Origin of the sequence: Marivirga lumbricoides (genome assembly GCF_014636295.1) — a bacterium.
In the GTDB taxonomy this organism is placed as follows: Bacteria; Bacteroidota; Bacteroidia; order Cytophagales; family Cyclobacteriaceae; genus Marivirga; species Marivirga lumbricoides.
The window spans coordinates 13,110-36,997 of the sequence record NZ_BMEC01000003.1 but is presented as its reverse complement, the minus strand read 5'-3'; the positions used below and the strand labels follow the sequence as shown (position 1 = coordinate 36,997).

The 23,888-nt window shown below is 35.6% G+C and carries 20 protein-coding genes; 10 read left to right on the top strand and 10 right to left on the bottom strand.

Annotated features, from left to right (window positions below; translation table 11 throughout):
- Nucleotides 1-8: 8 nt before the first annotated feature.
- Both IEV85_RS04930 and IEV85_RS04925 read right to left on the bottom strand, forming a co-directional pair.
- Nucleotides 9-881 carry an ABC transporter ATP-binding protein gene (locus IEV85_RS04930; RefSeq protein ID WP_188460788.1) on the bottom strand — a complete coding sequence of 291 codons (873 nt, stop codon included), beginning with the start codon at nucleotides 879-881 and terminating at the stop codon, nucleotides 9-11.
- 293 nt (nucleotides 882-1,174) lie between these two features.
- Complete coding sequence (locus IEV85_RS04925) at nucleotides 1,175-2,515, bottom strand: dihydroorotase (RefSeq protein ID WP_188460786.1); 1,341 nt, start codon at nucleotides 2,513-2,515, stop codon at nucleotides 1,175-1,177.
- Between the two features lie 24 nt (nucleotides 2,516-2,539).
- Here IEV85_RS04925 and IEV85_RS04920 point away from each other — a divergent pair, with 24 nt between their 5' ends.
- Nucleotides 2,540-3,856, top strand: coding sequence for a DEAD/DEAH box helicase (locus IEV85_RS04920; protein WP_188460784.1), 1,317 nt, complete (start codon nucleotides 2,540-2,542; stop codon nucleotides 3,854-3,856).
- Here IEV85_RS04920 and IEV85_RS04915 read toward each other — a convergent pair.
- Together IEV85_RS04915 and IEV85_RS04910 are read right to left on the bottom strand one after the other, a co-directional pair.
- On the bottom strand, nucleotides 3,759-4,451 hold the full coding sequence (locus IEV85_RS04915) for a DUF6036 family nucleotidyltransferase (RefSeq protein ID WP_188460782.1): 693 nt from the start codon (nucleotides 4,449-4,451) through the stop codon (nucleotides 3,759-3,761). The two genes, IEV85_RS04920 and IEV85_RS04915, sit on opposite strands and share 98 nt — an antisense overlap.
- 74 nt (nucleotides 4,452-4,525) lie before the next feature.
- Nucleotides 4,526-5,968, bottom strand: a complete 1,443-nt coding sequence (locus IEV85_RS04910) for a M28 family peptidase (protein ID WP_188460781.1) — start codon at nucleotides 5,966-5,968, stop codon at nucleotides 4,526-4,528.
- Between the two features lie 244 nt (nucleotides 5,969-6,212).
- Here IEV85_RS04910 and gcvP point away from each other — a divergent pair, with 244 nt between their 5' ends.
- Together gcvP and IEV85_RS04900 are read left to right on the top strand one after the other, a co-directional pair.
- Nucleotides 6,213-9,122: an aminomethyl-transferring glycine dehydrogenase gene (gene gcvP / locus IEV85_RS04905; protein ID WP_188460778.1), complete on the top strand. Its 2,910-nt coding sequence runs from the start codon at nucleotides 6,213-6,215 to the stop codon at nucleotides 9,120-9,122.
- A gap of 151 nt (nucleotides 9,123-9,273) precedes the next feature.
- Complete coding sequence (locus tag IEV85_RS04900; protein ID WP_188460776.1) at nucleotides 9,274-9,738, top strand: GNAT family N-acetyltransferase; 465 nt, start codon at nucleotides 9,274-9,276, stop codon at nucleotides 9,736-9,738.
- A 7-nt stretch (nucleotides 9,739-9,745) separates the two neighbouring features.
- Here the strand turns inward: IEV85_RS04900 and IEV85_RS04895 are convergent, their stop codons facing one another.
- A complete protein-coding gene (locus tag IEV85_RS04895; protein ID WP_188460774.1) occupies nucleotides 9,746-9,919 on the bottom strand; it encodes a hypothetical protein in 174 nt (57 codons plus the stop codon).
- A gap of 324 nt (nucleotides 9,920-10,243) precedes the next feature.
- On the opposite strand from IEV85_RS04895, the gene IEV85_RS04890 reads away from it, so the two are divergent.
- The 5 genes from IEV85_RS04890 to IEV85_RS04870 all read left to right on the top strand — a co-directional run bounded on the left by IEV85_RS04890 (nucleotide 10,244) and on the right by IEV85_RS04870 (nucleotide 16,256).
- Nucleotides 10,244-12,664: a TonB-dependent receptor gene (locus IEV85_RS04890; protein ID WP_229712515.1), complete on the top strand. Its 2,421-nt coding sequence runs from the start codon at nucleotides 10,244-10,246 to the stop codon at nucleotides 12,662-12,664.
- A 6-nt stretch (nucleotides 12,665-12,670) separates the two neighbouring features.
- A complete protein-coding gene (locus IEV85_RS04885; protein ID WP_229712514.1) occupies nucleotides 12,671-13,471 on the top strand; it encodes a DUF4625 domain-containing protein in 801 nt (266 codons plus the stop codon).
- A gap of 53 nt (nucleotides 13,472-13,524) precedes the next feature.
- A complete protein-coding gene (locus IEV85_RS04880; protein WP_188460772.1) occupies nucleotides 13,525-14,448 on the top strand; it encodes a DUF4625 domain-containing protein in 924 nt (307 codons plus the stop codon).
- A gap of 306 nt (nucleotides 14,449-14,754) precedes the next feature.
- A complete protein-coding gene (locus tag IEV85_RS04875) occupies nucleotides 14,755-15,699 on the top strand; it encodes a DUF4625 domain-containing protein (RefSeq protein WP_188460770.1) in 945 nt (314 codons plus the stop codon).
- Between the two features lie 80 nt (nucleotides 15,700-15,779).
- Nucleotides 15,780-16,256, top strand: a complete 477-nt coding sequence (locus tag IEV85_RS04870; RefSeq protein WP_188460768.1) for a DUF4625 domain-containing protein — start codon at nucleotides 15,780-15,782, stop codon at nucleotides 16,254-16,256.
- A 48-nt stretch (nucleotides 16,257-16,304) separates the two neighbouring features.
- On the opposite strand, the gene IEV85_RS04865 is transcribed toward IEV85_RS04870, so the two are convergent.
- Both IEV85_RS04865 and IEV85_RS04860 read right to left on the bottom strand, forming a co-directional pair.
- Nucleotides 16,305-17,183, bottom strand: a complete 879-nt coding sequence (locus IEV85_RS04865) for a murein L,D-transpeptidase catalytic domain family protein (protein ID WP_229712527.1) — start codon at nucleotides 17,181-17,183, stop codon at nucleotides 16,305-16,307.
- 150 nt (nucleotides 17,184-17,333) lie between these two features.
- Nucleotides 17,334-19,007, bottom strand: a complete 1,674-nt coding sequence (locus IEV85_RS04860) for a L,D-transpeptidase family protein (protein WP_188460764.1) — start codon at nucleotides 19,005-19,007, stop codon at nucleotides 17,334-17,336.
- A gap of 410 nt (nucleotides 19,008-19,417) precedes the next feature.
- On the opposite strand from IEV85_RS04860, the gene IEV85_RS04855 reads away from it, so the two are divergent.
- Nucleotides 19,418-19,903, top strand: coding sequence for a hypothetical protein (locus IEV85_RS04855; RefSeq protein WP_188460762.1), 486 nt, complete (start codon nucleotides 19,418-19,420; stop codon nucleotides 19,901-19,903).
- A 16-nt stretch (nucleotides 19,904-19,919) separates the two neighbouring features.
- Here the strand turns inward: IEV85_RS04855 and IEV85_RS04850 are convergent, their stop codons facing one another.
- Together IEV85_RS04850 and IEV85_RS04845 are read right to left on the bottom strand one after the other, a co-directional pair.
- On the bottom strand, nucleotides 19,920-20,369 hold the full coding sequence (locus tag IEV85_RS04850; RefSeq protein ID WP_188460760.1) for a CAP domain-containing protein: 450 nt from the start codon (nucleotides 20,367-20,369) through the stop codon (nucleotides 19,920-19,922).
- A gap of 212 nt (nucleotides 20,370-20,581) precedes the next feature.
- A complete protein-coding gene (locus tag IEV85_RS04845; RefSeq protein WP_229712513.1) occupies nucleotides 20,582-20,770 on the bottom strand; it encodes a hypothetical protein in 189 nt (62 codons plus the stop codon).
- Between the two features lie 349 nt (nucleotides 20,771-21,119).
- Between IEV85_RS04845 and IEV85_RS04840 the strand changes: the two genes are divergently transcribed.
- Nucleotides 21,120-23,159, top strand: coding sequence for an OmpA family protein (locus tag IEV85_RS04840; RefSeq protein ID WP_188460756.1), 2,040 nt, complete (start codon nucleotides 21,120-21,122; stop codon nucleotides 23,157-23,159).
- A gap of 48 nt (nucleotides 23,160-23,207) precedes the next feature.
- Here IEV85_RS04840 and IEV85_RS04835 read toward each other — a convergent pair whose 3' ends face one another.
- A complete protein-coding gene (locus IEV85_RS04835; RefSeq protein ID WP_188460754.1) occupies nucleotides 23,208-23,816 on the bottom strand; it encodes a YkgJ family cysteine cluster protein in 609 nt (202 codons plus the stop codon).
- Between the last annotated feature and the right edge of the window lie 72 nt (nucleotides 23,817-23,888).

Below are 23,888 nucleotides of genomic sequence, written 5' to 3'. Positions count from 1 at the left end.
TTATTGGTTTACACTAGCTCATTTAACTTGGCAAAAAACACATCCTCAAGCGTCTCCTCTGCAGAACTGAACCCGCTGTTCAAAGGAGTTTCGGAATACACATGAATCTGTGGCTTGCCACCCACCAATTTATTACTGATCACTTTATAATCTGACTGATAAGTGGCCAACTCTGTTTTATCTACCCGCTTCTCATATACTTTATCTTTTATCTGCAGCAATGCTTCATCGGTAGTTCCTGAATAAAGTACTTTTCCTTTATTCATAATGGCCATATTGGTGCAAAGTTCACGCACATCCTGCACAATATGGGTAGAAAGTATAACAATGGTTTGTTCTCCTATTTCACTTAATATATTATAGAATCTGTTTCTCTCACCCGGATCGAGGCCTGCGGTGGGCTCATCAACAATTACTAACTTAGGGGTGCCTATGAGGCATTGCGCTACACCAAATCTTTGGCGCATACCTCCTGAGTAACTGCTAACCGATTTTTTCCTGTGCTCATAAAGATTTACTTTCTGAAGCAGGTAGTCAACCATCTCTTTTCTTTCTTTACTACTATTAAAACCTTTTAGAATAGCCAGGTGGTGCAATAAATCTGTTGCTGATGTTCGTGGATATACACCAAATTCCTGAGGAAGATACCCTAATACCTTTCTTACCTCATCCTTATCGTTTAACACATCAATATTTCCTAAAGTGGCTGTTCCGCTGTCTGCATTTTGAAGGGTTGCCAATGTACGCATAAGGGAAGATTTGCCAGCACCATTAGGACCCAGTAAACCAAACATGCCTTTTTCAATAGTGAGAGTTACATCATTTAATGCATGTACTCCGTTTCCATACTGTTTATTCAGGTTGTTGATGGTTAATTGCATAATATTTATTTAAATGAACGATTGATTTCTATCCCATTAGTAACAAAATAGCTTATTTTATTACAAGATTCCTGTCGAAAATAAAATTTCCTTTGCTGGGTAGATGCACAAGAGTGTGAAGAAGTTGCGTCCAGATTTAAAATATCTTACAATATCTAAAGAATTGGGTAAGTCTATCCAAAACCGCACGTAATGGTTAACCTATCAGTAAATAAAGGATTGTATTAAATTAAATAAAAAAGCCATTTACCCTTAAATCAGAATAAATGGCTCAACTTGAAACAAATATTATTTTAATTATTATCAAACAGTAACCGCCTACTGCTCATACGTTCAATAATTCCACCATTTTCGTAAACCATTTTACCATTCACAAAAGTAGATTGAATGGAAGCATTAAAGGTGTGCCCTTCAAAAGGAGACCATCCACATTTTGATAGTATATTATCTTTCGTTACCTGATAAGGAGCATCCATATCTACCAATACAAAATCCGCAAAATAACCTTCTCTGATATAACCTCGATCCTGAATCCTGAATAAGATGGCCGGATTATGTGCTGCTTTTTGCACAATCTGTTCTAAAGTCATTTTTCCATTCTTGTAGAAATCCAGTAGCGCCAGTAAGCTATGTTGTACAAGCGGCCCTCCTGAGGGTGCATTAAAATAGGTATTCTGCTTTTCTTCCATTGTATGAGGAGCATGATCGGTTGCAATTACATCTATGCGGTTATCCAGCACAGCTTTCATAATTTCCTCTCGGTCATGTGCAGTTTTCACTGCCGGATTCCATTTAATATAGGTGCCTTTTGTTTTATAGTCATCTTCTGAAAACCACAAATGGTGGATGCAGGCTTCTGCTGTTATTTTCTTATCTTTCAAAGGCAGTTTATTGTCAAACAAAGCAGTTTCCTTAGCAGTTGAAATATGCAACACATGTAATCTTGAACCATGTTTCTTAGCCAGTTGAACCGCTAATGATGAAGACAAGTAACAAGCTTCTTCACTTCTGATTTTAGGGTGCATCTCAATTGGCACATTCTCCCCATATTCAGCTTTAAACTTTTCAGTATTGGCTCTAATTGTGGCTTCATCTTCACAATGTGTGGCAATTAACATGGGAACTTTTGAAAAAATATTGTTCAAAGTTTCTTCATTATCCACCAGCATATTTCCTGTTGAACTTCCCATAAAAACTTTTACACCGCAGACATTTTCAGGGTTTGTTTTCAGTACCTCCTCAATATTATCGTTACTGGCTCCCATAAAAAATGAATAATTAGCAAGACTATTCTTTTCAGCAATCCTATATTTATCTTCCAGCAATTGCTGAGTTAAAGCATTAGGCACTGTATTAGGCATCTCCATAAAGGAGGTAACACCACCGGCAACTGCAGCACGAGATTCTGTAAAAATATTGGCTTTATGAGTAAGGCCGGGTTCACGAAAATGCACCTGATCATCAATCAGGCCGGGAAACAAGTGCTTCCCTTTCGCATCAATTACTTGATCAGCTTCTTCTGCATTAATTTGGGAAGCAATTTTTTCAAAACGCTCATCTACGATTAAAACATCTTTCTGCTCAATCTTCCCTTCATTTACTATCTTTGCATTTACAATCAGTAGCTTTTTCATCTTTTTGCCAAAATTTAACGGTTCATGTCGCAAGATATCTCATCATTTCAGGATTTTAAACTAAACAAGCAATTATTCAATGCAATTGATGATTTAGGATATGAAGCACCAAGTGCCATTCAGCAAAAAGCCATTCCTTTAATTCTGAACGGACATGATGTTATTGGCATTGCTCAAACCGGAACAGGTAAAACCGCTGCCTTCGTATTGCCTTTGTTAATGAAGCTAAAATATGCACAGGGTGATGCCCCTCGTGCTCTAATTATAGCGCCCACACGAGAGTTAATAATGCAGGTGTATGAAAATTTAAATGCCTTAGGCAAATATACTGATTTGAGAGCGGTGTGTTTGTATGGAGGGATTGGTCCTAAAAAGCAAGCAGAAGAGGTGGCCGCGGGATGCGATATTTTAGTAGCTACCCCCGGAAGGCTTTTAGATGTTTACAATATGGGAGTGCTTGCTACCAAACATATTAAAACTTTTGTACTGGATGAAGCAGATAAAATGATGGATATGGGATTTATGCCACAAATCAGAAATATTCTGGAAATTTTACCTATGAAGAAACAAAACCTGTTTTTCTCAGCTACATTTCCGGAGAAAGTAGAAAAGTATGCTTATGAATTTACTGATTTCCCTGAAAAAGTTGAAGTAACTCCGCAGGCAACCACCACAGAGTTAGTAAAGCAACAATTATATCACGTACCAAACTTCCTCACAAAAATTAACCTGCTTCAGCATTTATTGTTAAATGAAAAATTAGGAAGGGTGATCATTTTTGTAAGCACCAAAAAAACTGCAGATAATGTCTTTCACTTTATTGACAGAAAAATCACAGATAGTGTAAGAGTAATTCATGCCAACAAAGGGCAATCCACCCGAATTAATTCCATCAGAGAATTTAGTGAAGGAAATATTAGAATTCTGGTTTCTACCGATGTAACTGCCAGAGGAATTGACATACACGAGGTAAGCCATGTAATCAATTTTGATGTACCTAACAAGATAGAAGATTATGTGCACCGGGTAGGCAGAACTGGAAGAGTAAAGCATAAAGGTGTTGCCATCACTTTTGCTAATGAGGCCGAAACTTATCATATAGAAAAGATAGAAGAACTTATCAGAATGAAAATCCCTGTTAAGCAGCTTCCTTCAGAAGTAAATCGTGAAAGAACATTACCTGAAGAACAAAAAGCCATTGATATGGAAATCGACAGACTGAAAAGGATTGAAAATCCTGATTTTAAAGGTGCTTTTCATGAGAAGAAAAATCCGATGACACAGAAAAACAAAAAAGGTGGCACTGGCAAAAAGCAGAAAGACAGAAGAAGGAAGAGATGAATGCAAACTTAGAATTACTTTCTGTTTTTTTAATCTTCTCAAGATTTTCGACATCGTCAAGGTCTTTATGCCTTCCTAAACGCTTCTTCTCTTTGATTAAATCATTTATATGAATCACCTGAAATTTAATGCCATTAATTTCCCCTTTCACTGACCTCTTATATACCTCATTAAAGTCTGCCTGTTTAAAGAAGCTGGTATAGGCCATAAAATAAGCAGTAAAACCAGAATCACCTATAGTTAAGCTACTCCATCCTGGAATGAGAGGTACATTTAAAAAACCTTCAGCAGCAGGAACTCCTATTTGAGATAGTGCATTTACCAGTCTTTTCTTATTTTCGGGCACTTCATTTACCCATAAATCAATATCGCCCGTGGTACGAACATGTCCGTGAAACACTGCTGCTACTCCTCCTACAAGCATGTATTCAACATTACTTTCAGAGAGGCTTTGGAGTAATCCTAATACTTCATTATCATTTATATCCATAAATCCTCTAGGTTCATTTTCTTTATTAGAAAAATAAAGGCTTTTAGCTAAACGAGTAAGTTTGGTAAATTGTATCAGGTTAGCATTATGTTTTGAAACATTCATGATTTTACTATTTTGTAATATTTGATGCTTACGATTACTAACGCACGATACAATTCACCAGTTATTCTTACAGTTTATTCTTCCACCAACGGTCTGTTTTCACGGTTGGCTAATTCCCATGCTGTATAGAAAACCAAATCTGCCCTTTTCTTTAATAAGTCGAACTGAATTTTCTCCACCGTATCAGTAGGCTTATGGTAATCAGGATGAGTTCCATTAAAGTAGAAAATGATAGGCACACCATTTTTGGCAAAATTCCAGTGGTCTGATCTGTAATAGATTCTATCCGGATGGTCTTCTGCATTGTAAGTGTAGTCCAAATCCAGCTTGGTGTATTTCTGATTGATGTTTTCGCTGATATTATGTAACTCAGTAGAAATTCTGTTAGATCCAATTAGATATACAAAATCTCTATTCTCCATATGAATGGAATCCACCCTTCCAATCATATCTATATTTAAATTGGTAACTGTGTTATCAAGAGGAAAAACCGGGTTTTCTGAGTAGTGAGCTGAGCCTAACAAACCTTTTTCTTCACCTGTAACAGGCATAAACAAAATGCTTCTTCTAGGTGTAAAACCATCCTTTTTAGCAATTGCGAAGGCTTCTGCAATTTCTAATACTGCCGTTGTTCCTGAAGCATCATCATCGGCTCCATTATAAATCTCACCATTTTTTATCCCTTCATGGTCATAATGAGCAGTTATCACTAAAATCTCGCCTTTCTTTTCTCCACCTTCTAAAAAGCCCAGTACATTTTCTGTTTCTATTACCTCAACATTTACTTCTCCTGAAAGCTGCGCCTTAGCTTTATCTCCAATTTTCAACTTCTCTAAAGGCTTGCCAAATATTTTGTTAGCCATTTCTTTGTAGGTAACTACACTAACAAGTCCTTTATCAGAAGGCTTATTTCTGGAAAGAGAACCATTAGTAACATAATACTGCCCATACCTGAGCACCATACTCATTTTTGAGCTGTCTTCCGCTAATACCAAAGCTCCTTTAGCTCCTGATTCCTCAAGCCTTTGCAAAACTGGAGTAAACTGACCTTCTGCCTGAAAAACTACAAACTTATCCTTTACTGAAAACTTGGTTAAATCCTCTTTTGAAGCCTTGTTTACATACACCAAATCAACCTTTTCCTTCTTCATTGGGTTATCAGACCAATACACCATTTCCTTCAGGTTTTTCAATGTATCTTTTCCCAATATCATTTCTGCCTTTCCTCTTTTAACTTTATACAAGTTAAATTTCTGATAGTATGAATTCCCATTTACAGGAGCCTGTAACCCTAATTTTTCAAAATGATTTTTGATATAATCTGCAGCCATTTTCTGCCCTTTCTTACCTGTTTCCCTTCCTTCCAGCGAGTCTGAAGCTAAAATAGTAAGATGCCGCGTTAAATCCGCTTCGCTAATTGTTGAAGCATACTTCTTGGCAGCTAGCTCGTTCACCTGCGAATAAGACAGGTATGAAAGTAAAAAGCACGAACTGCAAATAATTAAGAACTTATTCATATTTAAAGATTTAAGTGGGTAAATAATTTTTGTTTTTTTTAAGGTTAACTAAACAAATATACTCTCAAATATATTGTACTTTTGTGGCATATTTCAAAAAGCAGGATATCCTGTAATATTTACAATTGTTATATGACTAATAAATTTCATAAAACAACAACCAAAAAGCCTTCTAAAGTAACCGTTTTACCTAATTGAGTATAATGCTTTTTCTATATAGTAATTGAAAATTAATACAATAAATATGAAATTAAACCCTCGTTACCAAGAAAGATTTGATGTGAGGCATAATGCACCGGATAATCAGCAAATAAAAGAGATGCTTGAAGCGGTGAATGCCAACTCTTTGGAGCATTTGATAGAGGAAACCATTCCTGGAAACATCAGGTTAAAGCAAGATTTAAATTTACCTGAAGCGCAAACGGAATTTGAATTTTTGGAATCTTTCAAAGAAATGGCTTCCAAAAATGAGATTTTCCGCTCTTATATTGGTTTAGGGTATTACAATACGCACGTGCCTGGTGTTATTTTACGAAACATCATGGAAAACCCGGGCTGGTATACTGCTTATACGCCTTACCAGGCAGAAATAGCACAGGGAAGATTGGAAGCCCTCATCAATTTCCAGACAATGGTAATTGACCTTACCGGAATGGAAATAGCGAATGCTTCACTTTTAGATGAAGGAACAGCTGCTGCTGAGGCTATGACGATGTTCTTTGGTATGCGAAAAGGCAAGAAGAAACAAGCCAATATATTCTATGTTGATGAAAATATATTCCCACAAACATTAGATGTGTTAAAAACACGAGCTATTCCTATTGGAATTGAATTACGTGTAGGAAATATTGCTGATATTGATGTAAATGATGACAATATTTTCGGTTTATATACTCAGCAAATTAACAGGCATGGAGATATCATCGATTTAAAACCCATCCTTGAAGCAACTCAGGAGAAAGAAATATTTTCTACTATCGGTGCTGATCTATTGTCTTTAACACTATTAACTCCTCCGGGAGAGATAGGTGCTGACTGCGTAGTAGGTACCTCCCAAAGATTTGGAATCCCTATGGGATATGGCGGTCCTCACGCTGCTTTCTTTGCTACCAAAGAAGCTTATAAAAGACAAATTCCAGGCAGAATTATTGGCGTTTCAGTTGATAAAGAAGGCAATAAAGCTTACAGAATGGCCCTTCAAACAAGGGAGCAGCATATAAAAAGAGAGAAAGCCACCTCCAATATCTGCACAGCACAGGTATTATTGGCAGTAATGTCCGGAATGTATGCTGTGTATCATGGCCCTGTTGGCTTGAAGAAAATTGCTGTAAGAACCCACTCTTTGGTGAAATTACTGGCAAAAGGATTAGAATCTCTTGGATACGAGGTACAAAATAAAAACTATTTTGACACTATTTGTGTAGGGTTAGAGTCCGATAAGCTGAGAGAGAAACTTCATTCAATTACCCTTGAGCATAAAATCAATCTTAATTTTAGTGGTTCAAAAACGGTGACTATAGCCTTGAATGAAACTACCAGAATTGATGATGTAAGTGAATTGATCGAAATTTTTGCGCTAGTACTGGATAAAGATGCTTCTTTATTTCCACTAGAGAAAACAATTGATTCTTTAGAGTTAGATTGGTCTGGTAACCTTATTAGAAAAAGCAACTACCTTGAGCACCCTGTTTTCAATAGTTATTTTGCTGAGCATGAAATGCTTCGTTACATCAAAAAGCTGGAAAACAAAGATCTTTCTTTGGTACACTCCATGATTTCTCTGGGATCATGCACCATGAAGCTAAACGCAACCACGGAAATGATCCCTGTTACGTGGCCTGAATTAGGAAATATACATCCTTATGCGCCTAAAGAACAGGCATTAGGCTATAGAGAAATGTTCATTAAGCTGGAAAACATGCTGACTGAAATTACTGGCTTTGCAGCTACTTCTTTACAGCCTAACTCCGGAGCACAAGGAGAATATGCCGGTTTAATGGTTATAAGAGCCTACCACCTAAGCAGAGGAGATGAACAAAGAAATGTTACCATCATTCCTTCATCCGCACATGGCACCAACCCTGCTAGTGCAGTGATGGCAGGTATGCAAGTAGTGATTGTAAGGTGCGATGACAATGGCAATATTGATCTTCAGGATTTGAAAGAAAAAGCGGAAAAACATTCTGCTAATCTTTCTGCACTGATGGTTACTTATCCTTCTACTCACGGAGTATTTGAAGAAGAAATTCAGGAAATTTGCGAGATTATCCACCAAAATGGTGGTCAGGTTTATATGGATGGTGCCAACATGAATGCTCAGGTAGGATTAACTTCTCCTGCTAATATTGGAGCAGATGTATGCCACTTAAATCTTCATAAAACTTTCTGTATCCCTCATGGTGGTGGCGGACCTGGAATGGGCCCTATTTGTGTTGCAGAACATTTAAAAGAATTCTTACCGGGCAATCCATTAACTCCAACAGGAGGTGATAATGCAATTACAGCTATTTCGGCTGCTCCATGGGGCAGTGCCAGTATTTTAGCAATAAGCTATGCATATATCAGCATGATGGGCTCTCAAGGATTAAAAGAAGCCACACAACTGGCTATTTTAAATGCTAATTATATTAAGGCAAAGCTTAATGACCATTATCCTGTACTTTACACCAATAAAAAAGGCCGTTCAGCACATGAAATGATTATTGATTGCCGTGCTTTCAAAGATTTTGGTGTAGAAGTAGAAGATATTGCAAAAAGATTGATGGATTATGGATATCACTCACCTACTGTATCTTTTCCAGTGCCGGGAACAATGATGATTGAACCTACTGAAAGTGAAACCAAAACAGAGCTTGACAAATTCTGTGAGGCAATGATTTCTATCAGAAAAGAAATTCAGGAGATAGCTGATGGAGTAGCTGACAAAGAGAATAATTTGCTAAAGAATGCACCTCATACTATGTCAGTAAGCCTTGCAGAAAACTGGACACTGCCTTATAGCAGAGAAAAAGCAGTTTTCCCACTGTCTTATATAAAAGGCAATAAATTCTGGCCTAGTGTAAGCCGTATTGATAGTGCTTATGGTGACAGAAATTTAATGTGTAGCTGTATCCCTGTTTCGGAATACGAAACAGAGGAAGAAGCAATGGCATAATAGCCTGATAAAGCTCATTTTTAAAGCCACTTTCAGTTATTGGAAGTGGCTTTTTTATTGAATTTATTTATAGCTTCCAACAAGCTTTTCTGGTAAAAAGAAAACTTTTAAATAGTATTTAAAGCTATTTTTACTGAAAGAAAACATTCTCATGAAATACCTCACGCTGCAATCGCTTACCATTCAACAAAAAGAGGAGATCCTGCAATTATGGAATAATGAATACCCTACAGTTTTAAAACACGAATCAGTAGAAAGTTTTGATCAATATCTAGCCTCTCTATTGATTGAGCGACATATCCTTATAAAAGGAAAAGATGAAAAAATTAAAGGGTGGTGCTGCGTATTCCAAAGAAATAATGAAACTTGGTTTGCTATGATTATAGATTCATCAATCCAAAAACAAGGTTATGGAAGTAAACTACTTTTAAAAATTAAAGAACTATACTCCCCTGTTAATGGCTGGGTAATAACTAAAGAAGGCTATGTTAAACAAAATGGAGAAGCTTATTTCTCACCTGCAAATTTCTATAAAAAGAATGGCTTTACTCTTCACACTGACATCATATTGGAAACAGATAAAATAAAGGCCCTTAAAATAAGCTGGAGCAAATAACTAATTTTTATTTAAGCCGCTTCACCATTCCTACTCCTGAAATAAAAAAAATAAAACCTAAGATGGTCATAGCCCAGGGATTTAATGCTACAATATTACTCCCAAAAATCCCTAAAACTCCAAAAGTAAGACCTAATATACCTGCGATAGTGAGGGAAATTCCAATAATCTTTATTGCCATAATAAATTAAATAATGATTTACCTTTCTAATTAACGACAACATAAGCAATGGGTTTATTATCGGGTATTTAATGCTCTACAGTAGAAGGCTAATTATTATTAAAACTCCTTTTCTTTTTGATTTTGTTACTTTTCAATTATTACAATCTTCTGGTTTACCTATAAGATAAATATAAAATAATTAAATCTTCTTAAAATCTCATTATTAGCTCGCCCTGAGATAAATTATCACTAAATCGATTAAATAATAACGCAACTTAATTGCATATTCAAAATAGCTCCATAATTTTGCAACAATATTGCATTTAATATCTGACTCGCACTATGCGCAACAATAAAAATCTAATTGCATTAATAATTATCTGCTTCATTTCAGGAGCAGATGGGCTATTAATGGCTCAAAGCAAATTGATTTCCGGAGAGGTAGTAGACGAGTACAATAAACCTTTGGAAGGTGCTACAATAAGGCTTATTCCGGGCAACCATTTAACCATTACTGATTCGAATGGTGCTTTCCAGATTTCTCTCCCCTCCACTGGAACACACACCTTAATTATTTCCTACATAGGCTACGCCTCTCAAAAGGTAGAATTGAATGTTTCTGATTTGATAAAAGACATTCATATAAAACTTCAGCCAGAGATAGCACAACTTAATGAAGTAGTTATAAAAAAGGATAGGGTTACATCTCTAAAGAAAGAAGAATCTCTCACCATAGAGTCTGTTAATAAAAATTTTATCAGGCAAAACCTCAGCGGAAGCCTGATGAAATCTATCGAAAGAATACCGGGAATAAGTACAATAGGAATTGGTTCCGGTCAATCTAAGCCTATTATAAGAGGTCTTGGATTTAACAGGGTAATGGTGGTAGATAAAGGTATTAAACATGAAGGCCAACAATGGGGGGCAGACCATGGCCTTGAAATTGATCAGTTCGGAGTAGCACGGTTAGAAGTAATTAAAGGAGCAGCTTCCTTTTTGTATGGCTCTGATGCCATTGGAGGAGTTATTGATATAAAACCGACACCTGTTCCTGATCAAAACACATTAGGTGGTTCTGTTGATTTAGTAGGCAAAACAAACAATAACTTATTTGGAGGCTCTATCAACTTGTATGGCCGCGGTAAAAACCTCTTTTTTAATACAAGAATTACTCACCAGAATTATGGCGATTACCGCGTCCCTGCTGACACTCTCTATGTTTATGATTATGCAGTAAGGCTGCATAAAAACCACTTGCGTAATTCCGCAGGAAATGAGACCAATTTGCATCTCGACTTCGGATTAAAAAATGAACAGGTTCAATCCGCATTTTATTTAAGCAACATTAATAGTACCAGTGGTTTTTTTGCTAATGCACATGGGCTGGAGCCGAGAAGAGTAAATACAGCTTTACATGATGCCTCAAGCAGGGATATACTTTACCCCAGACAGAAAGTAAATCATTTTAAAATTATTAACAAAAGTGAGCTTTACTTCTCGGATCAGTATATGATGGAAACTGAAATAGGTTACCAACATAATTTCAGACAAGAGTACAATCAATATGTAAATCATGGTTATATGCCACCCATCTATCCTGAAGACACTCCTATTCCAATAGATTTAGAGCGAGAATTTGATAAGCATGTTTTCTCTGCAAATATTAAAAACTACCTGTGGTTAGGCAGGCATGAAATTGCGGTTGGTATAAATAGCGAGCATCAGGACAACTCCATCGGTGGATGGGGTTTTCTGGTGCCAGCCTTTAAAAAAACATTAGCTGGCGCATTTATTCATGATAAATACAAGTTTAATGATGCCTTTGTGCTTAATGGAGCACTCCGGTACGATTACGGCATCATTAAAATTGAGCAATACAATGACTGGTTTCCTTCAACAGTTGAGCAGAATGGAGAAACAGAATCCCTTTATATTGAAAGAGCCGGCAACGAGCAGAGGGAATTTAATAGTATTGTATGGTCAGTAGGTGCCAGTTACAATAAGGATAAGTTCAACCTGAAAGCAAATATTGGTAAAAGCTTTCGAATGCCAATAGCTAAAGAGTTAGGAGCAAATGGAGTTAATTATCATTACTTCAGCTATGAACGAGGAAATATTGACCTCAACCCTGAACAATCATATCAGGGTGATTTAGGGCTAAGCTGGACAACTTCGAAGTGGTCAGTAGCATTATCCCCTTTTTACAATTATTTCTCAAATTATATTTACCTGAACCCTACCTCACGGCATGATTACTTATACGGTGCTGGAAACCAGGTATTTGAATATACACAAAGTAAGGTATTAAGGTATGGCTCCGAATTGCAGGCTAAATGGAAATTTCATAAAGCATTAAGTGTTGAAGTTTTAGGTGAATATGTTTATGCCCGACAGCTTTCCGGTGATAAAAAAGGATTTACGCTACCATTTTCACCACCCCCTTCTGCATTGTTTAATCTGGAATGGTCTCCTGAATTTGCCGATAAACTAAATGAATCATTTTTATCAGTCGATTGGCGGGTTACTGCAAAGCAAGACAATATAGTACCCCCTGAGAAGAAAACGAAGGGGTTCAACTTTTTCAATATTAGGGCAGGGACAACAATTGATGTAAATGATAATCCTATAGCTATTAATCTTCAGGTGCAAAATGTACTGAACACCCGGTACATGAACCATACAAGTTTCTACAGACTAATAGGGCTTCCTGAAGCGGGTAGAAACATTATTTTATCTATGAATATACCTTTTAACTTAAAATAAATAATAATGATGACTAAAACAAAACAATTATTCGATTTAGCCAACCTAAAATTATTAGCGATGGCATTAGTACTATTTAGTGTAATGGTAGCCTGTGATGACGATGAAGATCCTACACCGGAAGGACCTGAAATTATGAGCTTTGAATATGGTAGAGGAAGCGATCACGGCAGTGGATCTGTAGCTTACAAAGGTTCGGACATTCACATGGAAGCTGAAATAAATGCTCCTGCAAATGTAAGTAGTATATCTATAGAAATACATGGCCATGACTTAACAGTTGGAGAGGGAGAGGAAGAATGGGAATTCTCAAAAACATTTACTGATGAAAAATACAGGGTTAAAAATCCTGAATTTCATGAGCATATTGATGTCCCTGCAAATGCTCCTGCGGGTGAATACCATATTACTATAACAGTTGTTGATGAATTAGGAAATGAAGTAGAATCCGAAGGACATATTGATATACTATCTCCGATAACCGTAAGTGATATCTCAATTGATGAGTCTGTGGCCCGTGGAAATGATTTTCATGCAGAGTTTATGATAAATGCTGTTCATGGTGTACATCATATAATAGTGGATATTCACGCACATGGAATTTCAGTAGGAGAAGGAGAAGTGGAATGGGATTTTGAAGCAGAATTTGAAGAAGGATATCACGGAGAAACTGAAGTAGAATTTCATGAGCATATTGATGTGCCTGCAACAGCTCCAGCAGGAGAATACCATATGGAAATAACCATAGAAGATGAAGAGGGTAACACTTCGGTAATAGACAGACATTTAGAAGTATCCGCTTCTTAATTAAATTAATTTTTAACTATTCAATAATTAAAATGTATAAAAAATTAAACTTTTTGAAACATGCATTCCTTCTTTTAATAGGAGGAATGTTATTTTTTTCTTCCTGTGATGACAACGAAGAAAATGAAGTAAAACCGGAGCCCGCTATTAGTGAAGTAGAAATAGGTTCAGGTAATAATGGGATAGGCGTCATTGGAAGAGACTTCCATTTCAACGCAGAAATTTTAGCAGGTGATAAAATTGATAGCGTATTATTACAGATAGTTCCAAAAGCTGGTGAAAATTACGAGTCAGATTGGTCTTTTGAAATAGTTTATATGCAGTACAAAGGTTCCAAAAATGCCACTGTACATAAACATTTTGACATTCCTGAAGATGCTGTGGAAGGAAAATACGACTTTTTAATTATGATAACAGATGAAAATGGTACTAGTTTGCTAGAGACTCGTGAAATAAATATTTATACTCCTGAAAACCTACCTGTTGATCCGCAACTTTCCACATTAAACATAGGAGGTCTTGCAAGTGGCTTCTTCTACAGGGATGGAGAATTTATTGATGGTAATGTACTTCAAAAGAACGATACGATATGGTCTCAGGTAACCATCGAAGGTGTAAAAGGAGATGGTATTATGTACGTTTTGCTAATAAAAAAAGACCTGGGGCACAGGCCGGAAACTACCGATGCCATAGATTTTTCAAAAGCCATTGTGTATGATGTGTATGAACATAAAGGGTGGGAAGATGTAGATTATTTCTCGAATGAGGTTTTTGATTTAGAAACTTTCACATTTGTTCGTAATGCGCCAGACTTTAAAATAGGGGCAGAAGCTGATAATAATATACCCGAGCCAAGCCCGATCAGTGGTGAAAAATCATGGGAATCCGGGGAGTATTACTTTGGGGTTGTATACAAGAACACAACTTATAATTTTAATTTTTTCCATTATATAGAGTTTGAGGTGGCTGGCTTCTAATATGTTATATATGTAACTTTATAAGCTTGATGATTTGGGATATCTCTCTCAGATGATATTTTTTGATTATAGTTCACTAGTTTGAAAGTTTCCTGATCCGGCTTCATTAAAGTGATAGATAATAATATACCATATACCACTATTCTAATAGGTGGTGAATAGACTTGTGTAATTAAGAGGCTATTATTTTCTGATGTAACATAATACGTCACCACCTATTATATGAATCTCTCTCCCTACAACTAACTTAAGATAAAGCATTTTAAAAACTGACAAACATTTTCTCTTAATCAATAATCATATACAATGACAAAACTACAAAAGCTGATTTTTAAAAGATTTGTTCAAATTCTGGGCTATGCAGCAATTATAATTGTTACGGCATGCTCCAAGGATGATGAAGCCTCAATTGCGCCAGAACCTTCAATAAGTGAAGTAGAAGTAGGTTCAGGTAATAATGGGATAGGGGTGATTGGAAGAGATTTCCATTTAAATGTAGAAGTGCTTGCAGGAAATAAAATTGATAGTATTACTATTAAAATACAGCCGCTTCCTGAAGAAACATATACCAGTGACTGGAGATTTGAGCTAAACTGGCTGGAGTTCAAGGGAGCAAAAAACGCTACTGTTCACAAGCATTTTGATATTCCTGAGGATGCAGTCGAAGGAAAATATGATTTTATTATCATCGTTAAGGATGAAAACGGAACTCAATTAGAGCAAACATTTTCTTTAGAAATTATTGACCCGGCTAATCTTGCTGTAGACCCCTACTTATATCTATGGGATTTCTACACTACTGATAACCAAATTTATCAGTATGTAAATGAAACGCTTGAAAACCCTGAAGATGTTAATTATGAAAAGGGCGATACGATTCAATCTTCTGCAACTATTAATAAGGTAAAAGGCGATGGAAGTATGTATATTGTTTTTATTAAAAAGTCCGCAGAACATCGTCCTGAAACAGTGGATGATATTGATTTTTCAAAGGTGATCGTCTATGATACCTATGAGCATGAAAGTTGGGAAGATGTAGATTCCTTTAGTAATATTATCTATGGCGGCATCCGTCCAGTACCTAAATTAGTTATAGGAGCATCTGCTGATAACAATACTCCTGAGCCCAACTCAATAGATGGTGAAAAAACCTGGGAAAATGGAGATTATTATATGGGATTAATATACACTAATTACACTTACAAAATAAGTGTTTACCATTATGTAGATGTGACTCTGGAAGGATTTTAATAAAATAAGACTTATCAAGCAGTATTGATCACGAGTCAATACTGCTTTTTTTAAAACAAATATAAAACATATTTAAAAAGATGAATTTCTTAAAACATATATTGACCTCCTCAACCTTCTTAGCATTTCTTTTATTTTGTAGCTGTGAAGAGGAAGTTGAAATTGACACTGAATATCCGGAAATAGACATTGCTTTTGATGAAGCTTTTCCTAAACAATGTAGTAGCATAAACAGAGGAGAGACTTTCATTTTCAAAGCCAGATTTACTGATAATATCCAATTAGGAGGTTACAGCGTGGATATTCACCATAATTTTGACCACCACACTCATAGTACTGAAGTAAATGATTGTGATATGGAGGCTGTAAAGGCACCCGACAACCCTTTTTTATTTATTCAAAATTACGCTATACCTGAAGGACAAAATGAGTATGTTGCCGAAATGGAAATAGAAGTTCCTGAAAATGTAGATAGTGGAGATTACCACTTTATGATCTTACTAACTGATGCAGAAGGTTGGCAAACCATTAAGGGTTTAAGCATAAAGATTAATTAGTGAATTACCCGTTGAAATGGATGATAGATTCAGTTAAATTGTTATTATTTAAGTATCTGAATCATCATTCATTTTGCTAACCAACTGATCCAAATCAAGATATCTGGATGCTTTTAAATATGTATCATCATTGTAATAGGCAAATATTACAGTTTTACCTTTAATAGTATCTATAACTTTTCTGCTTAAGCCTTTAGGTAAGGCCGGGCAGCCGTAACTTCTTCCTAAACGGCCATATTTTTTTACAAAATCTTCACTTACGTAAGAAGCTTCATGCATCACCACCGCTCTTTTCATCATATTATCATTCCACCCTTTTTCATCACCAACTAACCGCATGCTATAACCATTTTTACCCGTATAAGTACCTCCGGTCACATAAAAACCTAAACTACTGGCATTAGAAGATCTTTCATTAGAAAATTTAGTCGCCATATCTCCCCCGGTATTTCTCCCATGGCTTACCAATGAATAATAAAGGAAGTCTAACTCTTTAAGATTTATAGTATAGAACCTTTTATCACAACTGCTTTTAGTAAAATCAATAATAGATAAAATCTCTTTATCATTTAATCTTTCCTCTTGCCTTAAAGTATAATAGCCAATCATAGCATATCTGAAGGGGTCATAATCCATTTTAACCTCTGGATTATTCTCCATTAGTTCTTTATACATAGACTTCAATGTATCCTCAAAGTTCAAGGTATTATTAAATTGGCTATGTTGAAAAGCAGATTTTTTCCTGATAGAATCCACTTCCATATCTTTCTCAAGCACCCTTGGTTGAGTAAGGGAATCCTCCCCTGCATGAATAAGTCGTTCTTCTTTTGCCTCCAACTTCTCTGCTTCACTTGGTTTATTAGAACAGGCTATCAAAGTGACAAAAGAGAATAACAAAGGGAGAAAAAAATTACGTTGTACAAGCATTAATATCAAAAAAAAATTATTTTAACTAAAATCACCCAAATAACGGGGACACTCTATTAAACTTCCTCTTCTTAATGGATACATACCTCAAATAGTTCCTCCGGATGGTGCAAAATCTGAATTTCTTAATTTACAAAACCAGATTAAAAATCATGAATAATCCTTCTCTGCCTTTTTAGCTAATTGCTTTAACTCATTCAGTTTCTCAAGCTGCACCTTATCAAATCCATATATATCATCAAAAAGCTTTAGTCTTCCTTCAGCAGTAATCCATGCCGTTAAATAAGCAATCTGGACATGGTATCGCTGATCTAAATAGATTTTTTCCGGCTCCTCTTTTTGCAAAATATCATACATCTTTTCCTTACTCCAATTTTCATTATCTGAAAGAAGGTAATTAGCAAATTTAAAAGGCTTGTTTAACCTGATACAGCCATGACTCAAATCTCGATTGTTCTTGTCAAAAAGTACATCTGCAGGTGTATCATGCATATAAATACTTAAATTGTTTGGAAACATAAATTTCACTTCCCCTAAAGAATTGGAAGGACCAGGTTGTTGTACAAATCTGAAATAATATTTCTTTTTCAACTCCATATCTTGCCAATCAATCATATATGGATCTACTTCTACATTATCCTGATAAATTTTGAAATCCTCTTCATAGTGGCCGGGGTTCTTCCTTAGCTTAGGTACCATTTCTTCCCAAATGATACTTTGAGGCACTGTCCATGTTGGGTTAAAAACTATATGACTTAAGGTATCACTAAAAACAGGAGTAGGTTTCATTTCTTCACCTACAATTACTTTCACTTTGGCAGTTACTTCATTTGTTCTATAAACTCTCAATTTATATTCAGGAATATTCACCATAATCAGATTTTCTCCTATCCCTTCAGGAATCCATCTCATCCTTTCAAGATTAAGTGCAATGAGGCTCTTCAAGTCATCATCCCGCATGTTAAGGAACCGCAAGGTAGACTCACCGGGAAGCCCATCCGCCTTCATATCAAAAGAAGCCTGAAAATCCTTAATATTCTCAACTAATGCAGTGTCTACCACCAAAGGATTAGTAGCCATATCAGCCTCTACTCCCCACTGATTCAAATTGTTCCGAAGATATTTTACTCTTTTATCTTTAAATCCAACTTCAAAATTTTCAAGGTCATCAAATTGAAAAGGAACAATATCTCTAGGCTCACTATGATTTAATTTTCGGAGTTGATCTCTCAACTGTACATAAAAAGGAAAATTAGGTTGTAATGTATCAATTATATGAGTAATCGTCTCTTGAGGATCTACACTGAGAAGCTTCAGGGTCTCAATTCCCTCCTGATCTCCTTTAAACCAAGGCTTTTCACGATAACCAGGTTCCAAAATACGTCCTTTGTTTAAGTGAATAACAAATAATAAAAATGAAGCGGTAGCATCTCTGTCGAGATTACAAAGTTCCTTAAAATCTATCTTATCAGCCGAATAAACAGCTTTTGATTGAGATTTTAAGTAGTTATAATTATATGTTTCAGAATAAAGCCCATAGTCTTCAGCATTTCCTATCGTTTCAATTAATGAATGGAAAAGATTAGTTGCACCACCACTTAATAACCATTTAGTTTGAGCACCATTTTTCTGATAAAAATTGATCAACTTTTTAACTACTTCGTTCTTTCTGGCGGTATCAAGAACAAGTGCGTTTTTAAAGAAAATAGAATCTGTAGCTACTAAAGTAATGGGAGCACTATTTCCCTGAGATGATTTATCCTTATCACAAGAGGCTAATATTAGAAAAGTAAATATTGATAGAGTTAAAAAAAATCTAGTCACGAAATTGAAGTTTAAAAAATTAGATTATTCACAGAATAATCAAGAATAAAAAAAAATTAAAATCCCACCAGGGATAAAGGCTTTTCACAAAAAAATAGGTAAAAAAAATTAAGCTAAATCAGCATTTATTAAAAGAGAATTATATTCTAAAAATAAAAACACTAAGTCTTTGTAATTCAGCAATCAGTATATTCCTGCTTTGTTTAAAGCCCTAATTAAATATACTAGTTAAGGAAGAATAAGTTACCTTACATCAGAGTTAGTTTATAATTATTTCAGGATTTACTTATTAAAACACTTATTGCTGCATATCAATTTCACCTTACCTTTACTTATAAAATTGATATAGTATCAACATTAAGCATCTGTTATTTTACAAAGAGCAATACCTTGTGAAAAATTACAAAAAAATGAAAGCAGCAACAATCAGTGAAATAAAACGAGAACTAAAAGAAAAGTCATCTGAGGAATTAACTCAACTATGTTTACGGCTGGCAAAATTTAAAAAAGAGAATAAAGAATTACTTACCTACCTCCTGTATGAATCTGAGGATGATACAGCTTATATAAATTCAGTAAAAGCAGAGTTAGACATTCAGTTTGCAGAAATAAATACCACTAACTATTACTGGATAAAAAAAACACTTCGAAAAATTCTTCGCAACACAAAAAAATATATCCGGTACACACAAAGTAAAGCAATTGAGGTGGAGCTTCTAATCTATTTTTGTAGCAAAATGAATTTGATCCAACCTTCAATTCATAAAAATGGCACCTTGAAAAATCTTTATCTGAGACAGGTTCAGTTAATTAAAAAAAACATTTTACTTCTTCCTGAAGATTTACAATATGACTACACAACGATATTAAAAAATGAAAAACTAAGTGAGCATTAAAGCTTCATAGCAGCCTTTATTTTTTAATAAAAATTTGAGTATAGTATAAAGTACCGTTCTCTTTCTCGCAAATACCTATACCTGTAAGGTTATAATTACCTTCAATGTTCTTTTTGTGGCCACTACTATTCAGCCAACCAGCTACCACACTTTGTGGAGTAGGATATCCGTTAGCCACGTTTTCAGCACTTGCTCCACCATCAATTTTTTCATTTATTCGTTTTACCCTATCTCCAAAGCCCTGGTGTCCGAAAGGAACAGAACCTTCTGCCATTTGGCAACTATGTGCACGTGCTTCCTCCATAATAACAGTATTTAACTCCAAGTTGGCCAACCCCAAACTTCTTCTATGGTCATTAATGAGAGACAATACTTCATCCTCCACAGTTGATGGTTGAGGGTCATCATTTTTGTCACAAGAAAATACTGTTATTGTAAGCAGAAGAACTATTATATTTTTTTTCATTAACACCTAAATTAGATTTGGCTCAAAAATGCACTGAAAAAATTCGTGAAAGAGAGAATAAATACTATAAATATTACATTGAATCTTATGAGTCGAAATTTTCTTAAAAAAACAAATTTCAACCCCAAGCCTAATTTATCCACTTCCAATGTAAGAAATCCAGAGTAACTATTAATAGTAGTGAGTTGCCTTCTATTATAAAAATCTATTGCCTAGTCTGCTTTTTTATCAGCTCTAAAGCTTAAAACTACTGCTCCTCCTATTAAAACAGTGCTGAAACCGACTATTCTAAAATCATAATCCTCATCACCTTCAAGGCTAAAGAGTTGTGACGTAATTCCTGTAATTCCGATACCTGCTAACGTACCTGCACCAAAATTGAGTCTTCTACTGAATTTCATTAACTTATTTGTCTGCTTGTTTCCTGCCATCAATTTCACCACCCTTCCGATAGATACCCTCTCCCCCAAAATATAGTATTGATTCTGTAAAATTACCTTTCGCCTATCTACTAAGAAGGAATGTAATCTTGAGCTTTGATAAAACTAAGGTTGGAAAGAATGAGTAGAAAGGACACAATAAAAACTCTCATCAAGATTTAATTAGATTAATATAAAAGTCATATCTCGGAAAGAGAATCACTATGCTTAATCCACGCAATAGAACAGGATTTACACACGTACTTTTGTCAGTAATTTAGATAAATATTATAGGACATAAGTTCCTATTTTTGGGAAAATCTTGAATTAAATGCGAAAACTTTTACTTATCCTATTATTCATTCCCAGTCTTGCATTCAGCCAGGACCCTAAAGTGCTCTATAAATTAGAAGAACTTGGTAAAAATGTAAATACTCGTTATCATGAAACTGCTCCCATGATAACCTCCAATAATAAAAGATTATATTTTACAGTATCCAACCACCCTCAAAACACTGAAGGAACCGATAATACCCAGGACATCTGGTATTCAGATAAGTTAATTGATGGTACCTGGGGGCCGGCAATACATATGGATGCTCCTTTAAACAAAAGGAAATTTAACCAGGTACTTACCATACTTGATGAAGGTAAAACTCTTTTGATCAGGGGAGGAAAAAATAAAAACAAAGAGGGCTTTTCTTTAACTTTTCAGGAAGGTGATGGCTGGTCTAAGCCGCAGACACTTGACATTAAAGATTTTGAAGAAATGAATAAAGGCCGGTTTTCCGGAGCTGTTATCACGCAGGACCGATCAACTATTGTGATATACATGAGTGAAAGAACCGGAAAAGCTTATAGTGACTTATATGTCAGTAAGCTCCAAAGTGATGGTTCTTACTCCAGACCAAAAATGATCGAAAGCCTGAGCACACATCAGGATGAGTTTGGACAATACCTTACCAATAACGACAAAACAATGTTTTTTGCCAGCAATAGAGCCGGTGGACTAGGCGATGTTGATGTTTGGAAAACAGAAAGGCTTGATGACACCTGGCAAAAATGGTCGGAGCCTGAAAACATAGGGCCACCCATTAATACTTCAGGATTCGATTCTTATTTCTCGATAGATGAAAGCGGACTACATGCATTCACTACTCGTACTTATGTAAGCCCGGATGGTAGCAATATGAATATTTACGGTTTAGTGCCAAAACCTAAAATAACTGTGAAAGGAATTGTGAAAGATAGCAAGACCAACGAACCCGTAGCGTTGAATTTAGAAATTACCGAAGGCGATAAAAAACCACAGGTAAAAACTTTAAAAGACGATGGCATGTATAGCTTTGTAACTTATGAAGAAAAACCATTTTCTTTCAGTGCTCAGAAGAGCGGTTACCTCACTTTAGAAGATGAATTAGATCTTTCTAACATACATGGCGACACTACCATTATTAAAAATCTGTTTATTGAACCCATTCAGTCTGAAATTTTCTTATATGGCTATATACTGGAAGCTAAAAGCAAATATCCTGCAATAGTAAATATTGAAGCAACCCAAAAAAAGTGGAAAGATGAAGCGCAAACAAATTATGCTGATGGTGCCTACAGAATGCAACTGAATGAAGAAGGTGTGTATGCTCTGGCTATAAATGATTCTCTTTACAATCCTGTATCTGAAAAGCTGGAGGTCAAACTGGGTGAAGGAGAATTCTATAAAGAAATCAGAAAAGATTTTCTATTAACAAAAAGAGTGATGCCGTATATAGTTTCAGGTTATGTTTTTGATAATAAAACAAAGGAACCAATTGCTGCCAATGTATATTTTGACCTCGATGACAATATCGTAGCCACCACCAAAAGTGATGAGGATGGATTTTACACTATAAACATTAAAGAAGCAGCAAAATACAAAGTGCGGGCAAATAAAGTGAATTACCTAAACCTTGAAGAGTCCATTTCCATTTTCGAAAACCAGGATTTCCTCAATTATAGCAAAGATCTTTACCTTGACCCAATAGAAGTTGGGGTAACTGTTATTATTAAAAACATTTATTTCAATTTCGACAAAACAGACCTTACAAAAGAATCTTACCCTGAACTTGACAGGCTTACAAATCTGATGGAGACTAACCCAGGCATTACTATAGAAATAGCTGGCCATACTGATGACAAAGGAAGTGATGACTATAACATGACGCTAAGCGATGGCAGGGCTAATTCGGTAATGCAATACTTATTACAAAAAGGTATCCGCTCAGATAGAATGGTAGCCAAAGGTTATGGTGAAACAGATCCCATTAGCACTAATTATACTGATGAAGGCAGGGCTGAAAACAGGAGGGTTGTATTTACCATTTTAAGCAAGTAATTAAACATATAGCCCTTATAAAATAACAAGGGCTATATATGTTCTTTCTTAGGCAACCACTTTACCTGTTTTAGGAAATGGTCTGTAAGCGTAATATTGTAAAACAGCTTCAATAGCCACTTCAATAGCTTCATTAACAGGTAGCATTTGGTTCGCTAACCTAAAATCAATTTGCATCAATTTTTTATAATAATCAGAAAATACCGGAACAGGCTCATTCCTTTTTAGCATTTCTATGGCTTTCTCATAATTTTCGAGCTGCTGCTCTTTTATGATCTTACAGGTTACCAACCTTAACTGCCCGTATTTATCTTTTCCGGCTCCATAGCCGAACAACCGACATATTAATCCTCGGAAAGGGTAACTACTACAACTACCTTTAGCTTCATCCGAAACAGAAAGAGGGCTATATAGCATGCAAATGGCAGATTCATTGGCTTGCAATCTGTCCAGCATCTCATTAGCTATACCTTGTTTAAACCAGTGAAAAGCAAGTGGAAGAAACTCTAGTGGAGATGCTTCAATATCAGGTTTATTACAGCACCTTCCACAGCCTGCCAAACATGATATCTCGGTACTTTTCTTAAATGATTTGATATCTGAATCAAGGCGGGAGTATAACTGTTCCACCGCCTTTACTTTTTGAATTATACTCATATAAATTGCGCAAATCTACGCTAATAGAATGAATATTTTCAGTTTGTCACTTAAAAAATATTTAACCTGTAA